This window comes from Nitrospirota bacterium, from assembly GCA_037386965.1.
Lineage (GTDB): Bacteria > Nitrospirota > Thermodesulfovibrionia > Thermodesulfovibrionales > JdFR-86 > JARRLN01.
In genome coordinates this window covers 1-14,198 of record JARRLN010000081.1, presented here as the reverse complement: position 1 = coordinate 14,198, position 14,198 = coordinate 1, and the positions used below count along the sequence as shown (strand labels likewise).

Here is a 14,198-nt window from a genome sequence, read left to right as displayed (position 1 = left end):
GTCTACCTCTACCGTCCCGTGCGGCCCGTGGGAGAGGGGAACGACTTTTACCGGGCCCTGGCCGGCAGGCTGTCAGAGACGAGGCGCATCCGGTACGTGCTGAGCGTTGCCGACTGCCTGGAGAGGCACCTGGAGGGGCGTTTCCCGGTGCTTTACCGCAACGACGACATGACGGTGTTCGTGAGGGCGTCCTGAGGGCGAAGGGCTTCAGGCTTCCGACCTTCTGAAGGAGATGTCGTCTCCGACGTAGCGGCAGACGGCGTGCAGGCAGCCCGGTCCGCCGGTGGCCTCGCCCTCCATCTCAGGTTCGTCCGGTCTTTCACCGTTCCGCCGGGTGTTTTCATCATTATATGTCCGGCCCCGCAGCGTTAGCCATGGGAATTACCAGGTGCTCCGGGAAAATCTTCCCGCCGGAGCGAAAAGGGCCTTCGGACAGGCGGACGGGGCGAAGGCATACCGGGAATTCTTTGATACAATCTCATTGTGGAACGGGAAATTCTCGATGCCATACTGGAGGCGGAGCGCCGGATAACCGAGCGGCTCGGGGAAGAGGAGCGGAAGAAGCGGGCGTGGCTTGAGAAGGTAAGAAAGGAGGTCGAGACGAAGGAGAAGGCCGCGGGAGAGAAGCTCAGGCGGGAGTACGAAGAGGCCTGCGAGGAGGCCCGCAAAGAGGCCGAGCGTGGGGCCGGGCGGCTCGTACGGGAGGCAGAGGAGCGGGCCCGGGCCCTCAGGGAGCTTGATGACGGCGTTTTCCGGGAGGTCGTCAGGCGGCACATAACCAGGATTTCCCCGGCCGGGCCATGATTGTACGGATGTCGAAGGTACAGATTGCGGGCCCCCGGGGGCTGATGGAAGAGGCCCTGGAGTTTCTGGAGGAGGCGGGGGACTTTCAGACCGAGGCGGAGAGCACCGGGCTTTCGGAAAAAGACATGGAGCGGCTCCGGAGACCCCCCGCGGAGGGGCGGGCGGCCGCGGAGAAGGCCGTGCTTGATGCTCTGCGGAGGAAATTCCACGAGCTCCTGGGGTGCCTTCCCCGGGCCGGGGAGGAAGGGGGTCCCCTGGAGCCCTCGCGGGCCGTCAGGGACCTGGCAGGCACGGTGGACGGCCACCTGGCCGACTGCCGGATGCTCCTGGAGAGGAAGAAGGCCCTGGAGAAGGAGGCCGAGGACCTGAGGCGGCATTCTCCCTTTCTGCGGACCGTGGGCCGGCTCCTCGAAGGCGTCCGGGAGTCGGGCCATCTGGAGTTCGTCGCCCTGAGCCTCAGGCGGCCCGAGGACCTTCCGCGGGTGCGGGAGCTCTTCTCGCGCATGACAAAAGACAGGTTCGAGCTTATCTCGGAGAGGGCGCCGGATGGGACGGAGGTCCTCCTGGCCGTCCTTCCCAGGGAGGAGGCCGGGGCCGTCAGGGCCGCCCTTCATGAGGAGCGGCTTCCGGAGCTTTCCTTTCCGTCGCGTTTCGCCCGGATGAAACTGCCGGAGAAAGTGGCCTACGTCACCGAGAGGCTTTCCCAGATACGGTCGGAGTGGGAAACGGTAAACGGAGAGCTTCTGATATTCTCCCGGCGGTGGCGGCCAGTCTACCGGGAGGCCAGGGACTGGCTCCTCGGGCGGCTCGCCCTGCTTGGGGCGGCCACGTCCGTTTTCAGGACGGACATGTGTTTTCTCCTTTACGGCTGGATGCCGTCGGAGGACGCCGAGCCGCTGCGGGTGGACCTGGAGCGGAGGTTCGGAGGGGCGGTGGTCCTCAGGGAGGAGGAAATCAGGGAGGAGGACGTGGACCGGGTGCCCGTGCTCCTCAGGAACCCACCGTACTTCCAGCCCTTCGAGCTTTTTACCCGGCTTCTGCCCCTTCCCCGGTACACCTCTTATGACCCCACCCCGTTTCTGGGTATTTTCTTCCCCCTCTTCTTCGGGATGATGCTCGGGGACGCGGGCTACGGGCTCCTCCTGATGGGAGTTTCCCTGTGGATGGCCAAAAGGTTTCGGGCGCGGCCCAAAGTGAGGGCCGCCTTCAGGATACTTCTCGTTTCCGCCCTGTACGCGGTGGTCTTCGGCGCTCTGTACGGGGAGTTCCTTGGAGGGCTGGGGCACAACCTCTTCGGGCTTGAGCCCCTGTGGATGTCCCGGCGGGAGGCCGTCCTGCCGATGCTGGCCTTCGCCCTGGCGGTGGGGGTGTTCCACGTCCTTTTCGGCCTTTCCCTGGCATTTGTCACGGCGCTCAGGAGGGGCCGGGGGAAGGAGGCGGCCTACAGGCTCTTCAGCGTCTTGGCCATTGCCGCGGCCACGCTTTTCGCCGCCTCGGCCCTGGGCCTTCTGCCGGAGCTCTTGCAAAAGCCCCTGCTCCTCACCGTCCTGGTCCTGGTCCCGCTGATGGTCATTACCGGGGGCCTGCTCACGCCCCTGGAGCTTCTGAAGAGCATCGGCAACATCATCTCCTATGCGCGCATCATGGCCATAGGGCTGGCTTCGGTTCTGCTGGCCTACGCGGCCAACCGCCTGGGGGGCATCTGCGGGGACATCGTGGTGGGCATCCTGGTCGGCGCTCTCCTGCACGCGGTCAACATCGTCCTGGGGGTCTTCTCGCCCGCCATCCATTCCATAAGGCTGCACTACGTGGAGTTCTTCGGCAAGTTCCTGGAGCACGGCGGGAAGAAATTCGAGCCATTGCATAAACCCCAAGAAAGGGAGGCTGAGACATGGAAGAAGCCCTGATGGCGCTTGCGGCGGCCCTGGCCGTGGGGGTAAGCGCGCTGGCCACCGCGTGGGCGCAATCGAGAATCGGCGCGGCGGGCGCCGGAGCGGTGGCCGAGAAGCCCGAGCTCACCGGCACCGTCATCGTCCTCTTGGCCATACCGGAGACGATGGTCATCCTCGGGTTCGTCGTGGCCGCGATGATTCTCTTTGCCGAGTAGTGGGCAAGAAAGAGCTGATAGAGTCCCTGGAGCGGGAGGCCGGTGAGAAAGTGCACTCCCTCTGGGAAGAGGCCGAGAAGGAGGCGGAGGCCCTCCGTGCGGAATCCAGGGAGCGCCTCAAGCGGCTCGGGGAGGAACTGGATGCATCCCGTGCGCAAAGGAAGGCCGAGAGCGAAAGCAGGGCCCTCGGGGAGGCCAGCGGCAGGGTGCGGGACCTGACCCTTGATGCCGAAAGCGAGGCCGAAGCCCGCCTCCGCGAGGCGGCGGTCTCTCTTCTGGAGGGCCTTCGAGGGAAGGGATATGCCCGGACATTCCGGGCCCTTGCCCGGGAGGTCCCGGAGTTTGCGTGGGAGAGGGTCACCGTAAACCCCCGGGACGCGGAGACGGCGCGGGAGCTGTTCCCCCGGGCGGAGGTCGCAACCGACCAAGGAATTACAGGTGGTCTCCGCGCGGAGGCCCGGGAGGGCAGGATACTGGTGGACAACACGTTTGAAAAACGGCTCGAGCGGGCCTGGGACGGCCTTCTCCCGGCCCTCATGGAGGACCTCGGACATAGACTGTAAGGGCCCGCATTTCCTTCTGGACCTGCCCGACCGGCACTATCCCGTGGGCTATCTCTTCGCCCGGACGAAGGCCAGGAGCACGGACTTCATCGAGGACTGGGAGGCCCTCGCCGGGAGGCCGGAAAGGATTGCCGCGAGGTATGGAGAATCGGGGCCCGAGGCCGTCACGCGTGCTCTGGCCCGGGAGTACCGGTGGGCCTGGGAGAGCATGGACGCGGGCTTGAGGGAGCGGTTCTGGCGGTTTTTCTTCACCGTGGAGCAGAGAACGATTTTCATATGCCTCCGGTACCGAGCCGTGCAGGCGGAAGGCGAGAGGGCGGCCGCCGCCCTCGCCGAGAGCCTCCTGGGCAGCGAGATAAAAGGCATCCTCCTTTCGGAGGAGCCTCTGCCGTCGGTACTTTCGCACCTGGAGGAAACCCTCTCCCGGTGCATGAGCCTTGAGCCCCCGCTCGGGAGGGCCTTTTCCGAGAGGGGCCTCATGGGGGTGGAGCGCGCCCTGGCGGAGGGGTTGCTCGCGGCGTTCGCCCGCGAGAAGGGATGGCCTGGGTGGTTCTTCTCGTACCTGGTGGACCAGAGGAACCTCCTTTCCCTGCACAAACACCTGAGATGGCAGGTGGGCGAGCCCCTTACGGTGCTTGAGGGGGGGAGCATCCCGCCCCCGGAAATCCGGAGGCTTGCCGGGGAGGGCTCGCCCGGGGGCGTCCTCGTCCTGGCCCGGCGGCTCGCGGGCGCCCGGGAGGGGGGCGACCTGGCAGCCCTTCTCCTGGACGGCCTTCTCCGGAGGGCCCGCCGGAGGGCGGTGGCCTCCGAGGAGGGATGGATATTTTACTATCTCCTCCGGCGGCGCGTGGAGGCAGGAAACCTCCGGGTCCTCCTCCGCCGGGGAGAGGGACCCCTCAGGGAGGGGCTGGTGCTGTGAAAAAAATCGTCTTCATCACGCCCCCGGGGGCGAAGCCCGGCTTCGCCCTGGCCGGGGTGCGCCAGATGGCCGTGGAGGAAAAGGACGCCGGAAAGGCCCTCGAGGAGGCCGTCGCGGAGCCCGACACCGGCGTGGTCGCCCTGGAGGAGAGGCTTTTCAGGAAGATAGGGGAGCGAGCCGTGCGCGAGCTTCAGGCCCGCTGGGAAGGCCTCATCACGGTGCTGCCCGCGCCGGAGCGGGCGGGCATAGGGGCCGAGGAGTATCTGGAGGAGCTTGTCCGTCGAGCCGTGGGCTATCACGTGAGGGTTGAGCTGTGAAGGGCAGGGTAACGGCAATATCGGGAGCCACCGTCACGGTGGCCCTCCCGGGGCTGAGGCTCTACGAGCGGCTCTTCGTGGGAGAGGGCATGCTGGCCGGGGAGGTGGTGCGCCTGGAGGAAGAGGGTGCGGTGGTGCAGGTCTACGAGGAGACCCGCGGCCTTGCCGTGGGAGAGCCCGTCGTCAGGACCGGAAAGCCCCTTTCCGTGAACCTCGGGCCGGGTCTCCTGGGCACCATGTTCGACGGGCTGGAGCGGCCCCTCAGGTATCTGCACGAGCGGCGGGGGCCTTTCATCCACAAGGTGGGAGCGGTGGCCTCCCTGGACCTCGAGAAGGCCTGGCTCTTCGAGCCCCGTAAAAACAAAGGCGACGAGGTAAGGCCCGGAGAGGTCCTGCTTACCGCGAAGGAAGGGGGCATGGAGCACGCCGTCCTGAGCCCCAGGGGCGGGGTCATAGAGGAGATACAGGGCGGGGAGCTCCCCCTCTCCGAGCCGCTGGGGCGCCTCCGGGACGGCACCGAGATATTCGGCTGCCACGAGTGGCCGGTGCGCGAGCCCCGCCCCTTCGGGCGGAAGCTGGCCCCTTCGGAGCCCCTCATCACCGGGCAGCGGGTGCTGGACTTCCTCTTCCCGGTGGCCCGCGGGGGCACGGCCATCCTGCCCGGGGGCTTCGGCACGGGCAAGACCATCCTCGAGCAGTGCATAGCCAAGTTCGCGGACGTGGACATCGTGCTTTACGTGGGCTGCGGGGAGCGGGGCAACGAGATGGCCCAGCTCATCGAGGAGTTCGCGGGGCTTGAGGACCCCTGGACGGGCAGGGCCCTCATGGAGCGCACCATCATGGTGGTCAATACCTCCAACATGCCGGTGGCCGCGCGGGAGTCCTCCATCTATACGGCCGTCACCATGGCCGAGTACTACCGCGATATGGGCTACCATGTCCTGCTCCTGGCCGACAGCCTCTCCCGGTGGGCGGGGGCCCTGAGGGAGATATCCTCGGCCCTGGGGGAGATGCCCGCGGAGGAGGGGTATCCCACCTACCTGGGCTCCCGCCTCTCGGACTTCTTCGAGCGCTCGGGGGTGGTGGAGACCCTGTCGGGCCGGACCGGCTCGCTTACCATGATGCTTTCCCTCTCCCCTCCGGGAGGGGACTTTACCGAGCCCGTCACCCAGGCCTGCCAGAGGGTCGCCGGGGCGCTCCACATGCTGGATACCTCCCTGGCCCAGCAGAGGCATTTCCCGGCCATAAACTGGTCCCAGAGCTACTCCCTCTACGAGCGGGAGCTGGCCCGGCGGCTTGAGGAAGGGCCCTTTCCCGGATGGGAGTCGCTGCGCTCCCGCTGCATGGACATACTCGCGGAGGAGGCCTCTCTGCGCGAGATAACCGAGCTGGTGGGCTTCGAGGGCCTTCAGGACGCCGACCGGCTCACCATCCGGACAGCCGGGGCCCTTCGCCGGGACTTCCTCCAGCAAAACGCCTACTCCGAGGACGCCTTCTCGCCTCCCGAGAAGACCGTCTCCATCCTCAGGGACGTGGTCAGGCTCCATGACCTCAGGCTCAAGCGGCTCAAGGAAGGGGAGCCTTTCGATGAGGTGATGAAGGAGGAGGCCCCGTGAGGTACGCCGAGCACTCCTACCGCACCGTCTCGCGGGTGGCGGGGCCCCTTCTGTTTCTGGAGAACGTCTTCACTGCCCGGATGGGGGAGTCCGTGCTCGTGCTGCCCCCGGAGGGCGAGCCGGCCGAAGGAGAGGTCCTCGAAATATCGGGCCGGACCGTCATGGTGGAGGTGCTCGGGGGCACGCGGGGGCTTGACCTTGAAAAGACGAGGGTCGTCTTTACGGACGCGGTGAAGCACGCCCCCCTGTCCCCCCTGGTGCTGGGCCGCATCTTCAGCGGCTCTTTTGCTCCCCGGGACGGAAAGCCCATGTTCGTTCCCGACTCCTACGCCCCCGTCACCGGCGCTCCCATCAACCCCTCCGCCCGGGAGACCCCGCGGGAGTTCATCGAGACCGGGCTTTCGGTGGTGGACGGCCTGAACACCCTGGTCAAGGGGCAGAAGCTGCCCGTTTTCTCCGGCTCCGGCCTGCCCTCCATGGAGGTGGCGGCTTTCCTGCTCCGGCACGCCCGGCTCACCAGGGGCTCCTTCGCCGTGGTCTTCGCCGGCCTGGGGCTCACCCACCGGGAGTACGCCTTCTACAGGGCGGTCCTGGAGGAGGCGGCCACGGAGTACGCGGCCTTCGTAAACCTGGCCTCCGACCCCGTCCTGGAGAGGCTCCTGGCCCCCAGGCTGGCCCTTTCGGTTGCGGAGTACCTGGCCTTCGAGCGGGGCATGGACGTCCTGGTGCTCCTGGCCGACATGGCCAACTACTGCGACGCCCTGAGGGAGGTCTCCACCTCCAGGGAGGAGCTTCCGGGGCGGCGCGGCTATCCGGGCTACATGTATTCGGACCTGGCCTCCCTGTACGAGAGGGCGGGGCGCATCAAGGGGGTGGAGGGCTCGGTCACCATGCTGCCCGTCGTGACCATGCCCGAGGACGACATCACCCACCCGGTGCCGGACCTGACGGGCTACATCACCGAGGGCCAGCTCGTCCTCTCCCGGGCCCTTCACGCCAGGGGCGTCTTCCCGCCCGTGGACGTCCTGCCCAGCCTCTCCCGGCTCATGCAGGAGGGCATAGGGGAGGGCCGCACCCGCAAGGACCACAAGGCCCTGGCCGGGAGGATGTACTCCATGTACGCCCGGGGCAGGGAGATGAGGAGGCTCGAGGCCATCATAGGGCGCGAGGGAATGAGCGAGCGGGACAGGGGGATGCTGGATTTCGCCGACGCCTTCGAGCGGGAGTTCGTCACGCAGAGGGGCAGGCGGAGCGTGGGCGAGACCCTGGAGGCAGCCCGGCGCCTGGCGGAGCGCTTCGAGGAGGAGCAATAACGTGCATCCCACCAGGAGCAACCTCCTCGCCCTCAGGGAAAGGCGAAAGGCCGTGCGGGACAGCGTGCATATCCTCAAGTCCCGGAGGAAAGCCCTCATGCAGGAGTTCCTGCGCACCACCGCCCCCCTTCTGCGCACCCGCAAGGAGATAGCCGGCACCTACCGGAAGGCCCTGGGGGAGCTTGCCCTGGCCCTGGGTCAGGAGGGGGAGGCCGGGGTGGAGAGCATCGCCCTCCTCTCGCTCCGGGAGGAACTGGCCGCCGACATCGCCCTGGGCAGCATCTGGGGGCTCGGGTACAAGGAAGTGAAGCTCCGCGAGTCCCCTCTCCGCGCCCCGGAGGAACGGGGATACGACTACCTGGGCACCACGCCCCGCCTGGAGGAGGCCACGCATCTTTTTGAGGAGATTGTCAGGGCCGTCATGGACGTGGCCGCCTACGAGAGCAAGCTCAAGCGCCACGGGGAGGAGATAGCCCGGAGCACCCACCGCATCCGGATGCTGGAGGAGCGCGTGGAGCCTTCCCTCTCCGGCGAGATAAAGGGCATCGCCGAGTACCTGGAGGAGCGGGAGAGGGAGACCCACTACAGGCTGAGGCTCCGGCTCAGGCGCAAGGGGGCACGGGGCTGAGGCCCCCCTGGAAGCCTCCGCCCGAAGCACGTCATCCTCAACGGGAGCCCCGGGCGGGGGCCTTCGGAGACAACCGCATCGGAGGACATGGAATTTGGCTTCCGACAGGACAAAGCTCCTGATGTTCGCCGCGGCCCACCTGGCCGACGATGTCTTCATGAACGCCATCCCGCCCTTCGTCCCGGTGCTCGTATCCGCCTCCGGCCTGTCGTTTGCGGCCGCGGGCCTCCTGGTTACCTTCTTTACCGTGGCCTCCTCGGTGACCCAGCCCCTGCTGGGCTATGTCGCAGACCGTTTCAGGTACAGGTGGTTGAGCGGCGTGGGGCTCATCTGGGTGGGGAGCTTCATCGCCCTGCTTGGGCTGGGGGAGCCGTACGCCCTGCTGCTTCCCGTGGCCGCCCTGGCGGGGCTGGGGCCGGCCGTCTTTCATCCCCCCGCCATCTCTTCGGTCAGCACCATTGCCACGCGGGCGCGGGGAAGGCTCATGGCCACCTTCCTGGTCGGGGGCAACCTGGGGTTTGCCGCGGGGCCGGTCCTGGTGGGGTTGTTCACGACAATCTGGGGCCTCCGGGGAATGCTGGCCATGGGGCTGCCGGGCCTCCTCATGGGGGGCTATCTCCTGCGCCGGGCCCCTGCGGTGAGCGTGAGGACCGAAGGGGGCCGCGTCCCTTCCCCTCGTCTCGGGGACATCTCGCCCGCGGCGGTGCTTTTTGCGGTGGCGGTGCTCCGGGCCTGGGTGTATCTGTCCGCCGTGACCTACGTGCCCGCCCATTTCGTGGCGATGGGAAACTCCATCCTCCGCTCCAACTCCTACGTCACCTTCATGCTCCTGGCCGGCGTCACCGGGCAGTTTATCGGGGGCTCCCTCTCGGACCTCTGGAGCAGAAAGAAGGTGACGGGCGTGACGCTTTTCCTTGCCGCACCGCTTTTCCTTCTGTTTCTGCACACTACGGGGACGGCCTCTCTCGTGTTCCTCTTCCTCTTCGGGTTCTTCCTCATGGGGTCCGTCATGGCCCAGGAACTCATGCCGAAGCACGTCGCCATGGCCTCGGGGATGATGATAGGCTTTGCCGTGGGCCTGGGCGGGGTGGGCGTGCTTCTGACCGGCATGCTGGCCGACGCCGTGGGCGTCAGCAGGGCCCTTCACGCCCTGGCGGCCTTATCCCTCATAGGGAGCATCCTCGTGCCCTTCATCCCGCACGGGGAGAAGGGGTGAGGGTTATGCAAATGCAAGGTCTGGCCTCAGAAGGGATTAGCGGCGCGTGATTTTCCTTCAGTTGCGCCGGCCGACCCGATGCGGGATCACCTCTGCCAGTTCCGATTTTGGAACTTGTGAGGCCTTCCAATGGACGACGAAATTTTTGGTATTGGGCGGGGTTGGCCTGTGGTAGTTGTTATGAGATGCGAGTTAAAAGAGGGGTCCGCGTGTCTTTATTGTTTCACGAACCAGAAGGACCCAGGCTCGCGATATGGTTCTCTCGCGAGGACCGGGCATTTGCTGGATAGTTCTGTGAAGTGGTGGTGTTTTAAATAATTTAGAGCACCGACTATTCTAAATGACGCATTATTCGTCAGAAATGCCTCCAACATATATTGCTCATTCCAAAATTTCGAGTCTCTCAGCACCCATTCATCTGGATAATCCTTTGGTGTGAATATATCGTGGCTATGAACATAAACCCCGGAGTTCAAGGTGGGCAATATTTCAAGGTATTCAAATAGCACGTCGCCTTGAGGCCGAATCATGTGGGACGAATCAATGAACAATATATCATTGGCTCGCAAGCATGTAAATGTTTCCAAACCAATTTCTTCCACTTTACTTTCCTTGACGGTGATGTGCTTCATCCCTTTTATCCAATCTGCTCGATATGGTTCAATGCATATAAATTCACACGTGTCGCGATTGGCTTCGGTCATATTCTTTTCGATAGCCAGTAAAGCAACAAGAGTGGAAAACCCCGAGCCTATTTCTATTATTGTCGATGGTTTGATGAGCCGAACCAAATTGTAATAATACTCTGCGTCACCCGATTCAAAGTTGCCGTTGTGCATATAAAACCGCAGGCCCGAGGGGTTCTCTAGGGGGATGGTTTCTATTTCCCGGTTATAATCGAAGCTTCCGAGCAATCTCAGTTGCTCATCAACATTAAAATCAATTCCTGGAAGGTGCCTGTCCTCCCTGAGGCTCTTCCTCAAGTGTGCTGGATTGAAGAGGGGCTCATAGAAGTGATCACTGATGGGGAATATCCCCACAGAACAGAAGATATTTTTTGTCGGTCTATATCTCTCGAGTTTGAGCAAGCGTACATATTTCAGTATAAGGGCAGATGCCAGAACAAATGGCATACTCAGAAAAGATAAAGTAAGAGAGATCTTTCTGATAAGATATTTTACATTTGACATTCCTCACGTGATGATACATTTTTTGAGTGAAGAGGTCAAGGTCACTGATGTCCTGCGCAAGGAGAAAAGCGGTGCCACAAACGGCGCGAAACGAAGGACGTGTGCGTTATGACGCATGTGGGCACTGGCGGTCGGGTCGTGTTCTGAGGGACGAGATTACAGGCACTGAATGCCCCGTCGGATAAGAAAAGCGGAGGGTTGCAGCACTTCCTCTTTCTTCTGTGGAATCGACGAAATGGCCCGGACAGAAGGTCAAGGGATTCGAGCAACCGAAGCTACGGCCTGCTTTAAGAAAGTGCCTCTGGCGGGGCGGATTGAGAGTCTTCCCCGCGAACCCTCAGCCCTCCCTCTTTTGCTGCGTGCGCTTCACCAGGAAATATCCGGCCGACAGTGCCAGGATGACGGCGGCGATGCCGACCAGCGTGAGGCCCGAAAGCGTCTTTACATCGAGAATGACGACCTTGCGGGCGATGGCGACCATTGCCACCATGAAGACCACCTCGACGTGGACGACGTTCTCCTGCAGGTAAACCTTTATCATCTCCAAAAGCTCGACCCCTATCAGGACAAGCAGGAAGAGGCCGAATATCTCGAGCAACTCGGCAATCTCCAGAATGATGACCGGCGGCGAGACGATGTCCTTTGCGATGACCCAGGCCAACTCTATCGCAGCCAGCACGACGACGGCCAGCATCAATACGATAAGCAGAAGAATAACAGCTCTTTCAACTTTCTTCACAAGGGGAAGCATGTCCATCACGTTCCTGTCTCCGCCTGGAAAAACTATAGCACAGGGTGGCAAGGTTGTCGGAGAGGTCGTGTTGGACCCCACCTGGGAAGGTTGCTTGAAGAGCTCCTTCGGCTTCCCTAGACCCCCTTCGCCCGTCAGACCCCGGAATACCCAAATCCGTCACATGTGACGGTTCGTGTCTCAGCCATCCTGCCCTAATGGCCGCCTCCTACGGCAAGAATGCTTTAATTATCAGTGCCTTTTGTGAGTGTGCGTTTTTGGCACTCTTTTTGTATGGAGGGCGGACGTACGTACACACCACAACCAAGGGGAGGTAGTGATGAACTGTTGGGAGTTCAAGCAGTGCGGGCGCGAAGCGGGCGGGGCGAATGTCGACGAGCTGGGCATCTGCCCCGCCTATCCGAAACACGGCAAACACTGTGCCCGCATCGCGGGCACCTTTTGTGGAGGCGCCGTGCAGGGCACCTTCGCTCACAAGCTTGCATCGTGCATGGAGTGCGGCTTCTACAACAGCCCACACTACGATAAATCCTATGGCGCCAGTCGGACGTCTTAGACGACGATGTTTCCCTTTTGACGGAGCCATACCGACCCCTCCCGAACCCTCGCCCGGGAGGCCACTGGACCCCGAAGGAGCACCCTTCGGGGTCTTATTTTTTGGGGGCGGCACCTCCGGAGGATTTCCACATTCGTTGGGAGGCGGAATATACGGCTGGAATTGTCGGCGCACTTTACGATAACCAACGCCCTTTTTTGTTGATTTCATGCAAAATCAATATGTTCCGTTTGTGGCATGAAAGATGCTCATTCCAGGTTGCCATCGGACGTACAGAAAGGAAGGGAGGATTATTGGAATGGAGAAGTTCAAGTATGTAGTCCTGATGTTGGCTGCAACGTTTATCTCTCCTTTATTCCTGGTAGGCACGGCACACTCCATCGTCCTTACTGGCATATCCGGTTACTCGGCCGACATTAACGGGAACTCGGGGTGGTATATCTGGAATACGGCGTACGAGCCCGTCCTGGTCGGCGGCGTTACACAGGCGCCGAGATGGAATCTATTCCTGGCGCCCGGAGCTGGATTTCCCAGCGACGATTTCATTAATCCCGTGGCACCCGACCCAAACCCGAATCCAGACCCTTCCATCAATATTAATCTCACCCCTGGGGTGAATAGCTTCACCCTGTGGGCACAGGCCGTGACATTAAGGGACTACCCTTACGACGTCAGCTATGCGCTTAACTTGTTTTTCGGAGGCGAGACTCTCAATCCGCACATTTCAGTTCTGGCTCCCTTTTGGGATGGGACGGGAAGCCCTCCGGCCTTTATACCAAACAGCGGTTCGAGTACACCGGCTCTTGACGGCTATACGCTTGTGAATGCGGCAAACAGTCTCTTGTATGAAGGCGGAGGATCGAGAGTCTATGTGACCGATTTTTTCTGGAATACGGCAGACGTTTTCAATATGGACGAAGTGAACGACAAGAGTTCAGTGCCCTTTCTTGGTCCGGATTTTGTCGGGTATCTCGAGGTGCGGGTAGTACCCATTCCTGAACCCTCGACAATGCTGCTCCTTGGCTGTGGTCTCCTGGCTTTGTCGGCGCTCAAGAGAAGCTGCCCCTTTCCGGAAAGAAGCGGCCCGCTCCGGTACCGTCAAAAGAACACTGAATAGTGCTCGTACATGCGATGTCGAAAAGAAACTCAGCGGTTGCTTTATTAAGGGAGCCCTGCTCCTGGCCTTGTAAAAATTATCGACGAAACGTATGAAAAACTTTACAGACCCAGGGCAGAAGCAGTTGGAAAAACGCGAACTATCGGGTTTCTGGGTGTGGCACTGATATTGCAAAATGTAAATAAGAGCCTTCTGCGAAAAATGGCAGGGCGAGGGTCGTTCGACTCTCCGCCGGGTGGCGCATGCGTACGAAACGGGAAGGAAGCGGCCCTTGCGATGTATTCGATACAGGGTATCTTACTCAAGGGTGGCCTGGTCGGCATCCCGGTGCCCGGCCCTCCTCGCGGCTCCTTCCCCTTATGTCTCGGAGACCTGAATGTCGGAATCGGAGACGCAGGATAATGTGAATACCGAGAAACTCTACAAGGGCCTGGGCGAAGCAATGGGAGCCAGGAGCCTTGTTACGCTCTGTCACAAGTACGTCCTTTACGTGGAGCGGGCCAACAAGGACGACCTTATAACCCCCCTGGAAGTGAGCCTGGATTTTCTGAACAAGGCCATCGAGAACCTGGATAGGGGGCTTGCGGGGGAAGGTGCGGCAGAGGAAGGTGCGGCAGAGGAAGGTCCGGTGGAGGGCCCGCGGCAGAGGGTTATCACGGAGAAGGAAAGCAAGGCCCTCCGCACGGTGGCCGGGATTCTCGAGACCCTGTACTATGCCCTGGACGCAGAAGACTATACCCCTGAGCGCGTCGTCATCCGGGATATGGTTTATAACGCTCTCGAGGTTCTTGCGGGGGCAAACCTTATCTGGCCTCGCCAGGAGGGCGGAACCGAGGGACACCGGGGAGAACAGAGGATCCCCTGAGGCCGGAATCCGGAGACGGCCCCCTTTTGGCGCTTTGGCCTGAGTGCCGGTGGGGGAACTCGAACCCCCGCCCTCGCTGGCCTAGTGGCCATTACGGCTTCCTGTGCGTGGGTAGAGGCGTGGGCGGCCGTAGTCATAGGGCTGGTGGCTGGGCTCCTGGTTGTGGGGAGCGTCTTCTTCCTCGAGAATCGGGGGATAGACGACCCGGTGGGTGCGGTGAGCGTGCACGGCACCAA

General features: G+C 62.4%; 16 protein-coding genes and 1 pseudogene. 15 read left to right on the top strand and 2 right to left on the bottom strand.

Annotated features, from left to right (window positions below; all coding sequences use genetic code 11):
* The 11 genes from P8Y39_10995 to P8Y39_10945 all read left to right on the top strand — a co-directional run.
* Positions 1–195, top strand: a 195-nt coding sequence (locus tag P8Y39_10995) for a hypothetical protein (GenBank protein ID MEJ2192851.1), incomplete at its 5' end; no start/stop codon positions are given.
* A gap of 288 nt (positions 196–483) precedes the next feature.
* Complete coding sequence (locus P8Y39_10990) at positions 484–804, top strand: hypothetical protein (GenBank protein MEJ2192850.1); 321 nt, start codon at positions 484–486, stop codon at positions 802–804.
* 8 nt (positions 805–812) lie between these two features.
* The gene (locus P8Y39_10985) at positions 813–2,711 is read left to right on the top strand and encodes a V-type ATPase 116kDa subunit family protein (GenBank protein ID MEJ2192849.1); all 1,899 of its coding nucleotides are present in this window, start codon (positions 813–815) and stop codon (positions 2,709–2,711) included.
* Complete coding sequence (locus P8Y39_10980; protein MEJ2192848.1) at positions 2,696–2,911, top strand: ATPase; 216 nt, start codon at positions 2,696–2,698, stop codon at positions 2,909–2,911. The genes P8Y39_10985 and P8Y39_10980 overlap by 16 nt, the downstream gene beginning before the upstream one ends.
* A complete protein-coding gene (locus tag P8Y39_10975; protein MEJ2192847.1) occupies positions 2,911–3,474 on the top strand; it encodes a V-type ATP synthase subunit E family protein in 564 nt (187 codons plus the stop codon). The genes P8Y39_10980 and P8Y39_10975 overlap by 1 nt, the downstream gene beginning before the upstream one ends.
* The gene (locus P8Y39_10970; GenBank protein ID MEJ2192846.1) at positions 3,401–4,393 is read left to right on the top strand and encodes a hypothetical protein; all 993 of its coding nucleotides are present in this window, start codon (positions 3,401–3,403) and stop codon (positions 4,391–4,393) included. The genes P8Y39_10975 and P8Y39_10970 overlap by 74 nt, the downstream gene beginning before the upstream one ends.
* Positions 4,390–4,710 (top strand): V-type ATP synthase subunit F, encoded by a 321-nt coding sequence (locus tag P8Y39_10965; GenBank protein ID MEJ2192845.1) that lies wholly within the window; start codon positions 4,390–4,392, stop codon positions 4,708–4,710. The genes P8Y39_10970 and P8Y39_10965 overlap by 4 nt, the downstream gene beginning before the upstream one ends.
* The gene (locus tag P8Y39_10960) at positions 4,707–6,326 is read left to right on the top strand and encodes a V-type ATP synthase subunit A (protein ID MEJ2192844.1); all 1,620 of its coding nucleotides are present in this window, start codon (positions 4,707–4,709) and stop codon (positions 6,324–6,326) included. Before P8Y39_10965 ends, P8Y39_10960 begins: the two co-directional genes overlap by 4 nt.
* Entirely contained in the window at positions 6,323–7,639 is a 1,317-nt protein-coding gene (locus tag P8Y39_10955; protein MEJ2192843.1) for a V-type ATP synthase subunit B, read from the top strand. The genes P8Y39_10960 and P8Y39_10955 overlap by 4 nt, the downstream gene beginning before the upstream one ends.
* A gap of 1 nt (position 7,640) precedes the next feature.
* Positions 7,641–8,267 (top strand): V-type ATP synthase subunit D, encoded by a 627-nt coding sequence (locus P8Y39_10950; protein ID MEJ2192842.1) that lies wholly within the window; start codon positions 7,641–7,643, stop codon positions 8,265–8,267.
* Between the two features lie 94 nt (positions 8,268–8,361).
* Positions 8,362–9,483, top strand: coding sequence for an MFS transporter (locus tag P8Y39_10945; protein MEJ2192841.1), 1,122 nt, complete (start codon positions 8,362–8,364; stop codon positions 9,481–9,483).
* 215 nt (positions 9,484–9,698) lie between these two features.
* On the opposite strand, the gene P8Y39_10940 is transcribed toward P8Y39_10945, so the two are convergent.
* Both P8Y39_10940 and P8Y39_10935 read right to left on the bottom strand, forming a co-directional pair.
* The gene (locus P8Y39_10940) at positions 9,699–10,571 is read right to left on the bottom strand and encodes a class I SAM-dependent methyltransferase (GenBank protein ID MEJ2192840.1); all 873 of its coding nucleotides are present in this window, start codon (positions 10,569–10,571) and stop codon (positions 9,699–9,701) included.
* 439 nt (positions 10,572–11,010) lie between these two features.
* Entirely contained in the window at positions 11,011–11,424 is a 414-nt protein-coding gene (locus tag P8Y39_10935; GenBank protein ID MEJ2192839.1) for a phosphate-starvation-inducible PsiE family protein, read from the bottom strand.
* Between the two features lie 319 nt (positions 11,425–11,743).
* Between P8Y39_10935 and P8Y39_10930 the strand changes: the two genes are divergently transcribed.
* The 4 genes and pseudogenes from P8Y39_10930 (at position 11,744) to P8Y39_10915 (ending at position 14,198) form a co-directional block, all read left to right on the top strand.
* Positions 11,744–11,980 (top strand): hypothetical protein, encoded by a 237-nt coding sequence (locus tag P8Y39_10930; protein ID MEJ2192838.1) that lies wholly within the window; start codon positions 11,744–11,746, stop codon positions 11,978–11,980.
* 298 nt (positions 11,981–12,278) lie between these two features.
* Positions 12,279–13,097 (top strand): PEP-CTERM sorting domain-containing protein, encoded by an 819-nt coding sequence (locus P8Y39_10925; protein MEJ2192837.1) that lies wholly within the window; start codon positions 12,279–12,281, stop codon positions 13,095–13,097.
* A 376-nt stretch (positions 13,098–13,473) separates the two neighbouring features.
* On the top strand, positions 13,474–13,962 hold the full coding sequence (locus tag P8Y39_10920) for a hypothetical protein (protein MEJ2192836.1): 489 nt from the start codon (positions 13,474–13,476) through the stop codon (positions 13,960–13,962).
* A 69-nt stretch (positions 13,963–14,031) separates the two neighbouring features.
* Positions 14,032–14,198 (top strand): annotated as a pseudogene (locus P8Y39_10915) (ammonium transporter).

What these genes read in the sequence shown, in the direction of transcription:
- P8Y39_10980 (MEJ2192848.1), top strand. Translation starts at nt 2,696, where the DNA reads ATGGAAGAAGCCCTGATGGCGCTTGCGGCGGCCCTGGCCGTGGGGGTA.
- P8Y39_10930 (MEJ2192838.1), top strand. Translation starts at nt 11,744, where the DNA reads ATGAACTGTTGGGAGTTCAAGCAGTGCGGGCGCGAAGCGGGCGGGGCG.
- P8Y39_10920 (MEJ2192836.1), top strand. Translation starts at nt 13,474, where the DNA reads ATGTCGGAATCGGAGACGCAGGATAATGTGAATACCGAGAAACTCTAC.
- P8Y39_10935 (MEJ2192839.1), bottom strand. Translation starts at nt 11,424, where the DNA reads ATGCTTCCCCTTGTGAAGAAAGTTGAAAGAGCTGTTATTCTTCTGCTT.
- P8Y39_10985 (MEJ2192849.1), top strand. Translation starts at nt 813, where the DNA reads ATGTCGAAGGTACAGATTGCGGGCCCCCGGGGGCTGATGGAAGAGGCC.
- P8Y39_10925 (MEJ2192837.1), top strand. Translation starts at nt 12,279, where the DNA reads ATGGAGAAGTTCAAGTATGTAGTCCTGATGTTGGCTGCAACGTTTATC.